At 72.7% G+C, this 411-nt stretch carries 1 pseudogene; it reads left to right on the forward strand.

The features are described from left to right. Nucleotides 1-99 precede the first annotated feature (99 nt). Nucleotides 100-411: pseudogene (locus tag J0695_RS42425) on the forward strand (xanthine dehydrogenase family protein molybdopterin-binding subunit); the annotation flags it as partial.

Below are 411 nucleotides of genomic sequence, written 5' to 3' on the forward strand. Positions count from 1 at the left end.
GGTCGAACTCGCGCAGCGCGCCGTCGTCCGCACCCTCGACCTGCTGAGCGACGGAACGGGATCCGGGCCCGAGCACGGACCCGGGACCGGGAGCCCGCCATGACCACGACGACGAAACCGTCCGCCATCGGACAGCCCCTCGACCGCGTCGACGGCCGCCCCAAGGTCACCGGGGGCGCGCACTACTCCACCGAGATCCCCCTCCCGGACACGGCGTACGCCTACGTGGTCGGCTCCCGCATCGCCGCCGGACGGGTCACCGGGATCGACACGAGCGCCGCAACGGCCGAGGAAGGCGTACTCGCGGTCCTCACCCACGAGAACCTGCCGAGGATCGCGGAGCAGCCGCCGCTCGTGCCCTCGCTCGCCGGTAAGGCGGCGCCCGGACAGACGTACTTCCCGATGCAGGAC

The organism is Streptomyces beijiangensis (assembly GCF_017315755.1).
In the GTDB taxonomy this organism is placed as follows: domain Bacteria; phylum Actinomycetota; class Actinomycetes; order Streptomycetales; family Streptomycetaceae; genus Streptomyces; species Streptomyces beijiangensis.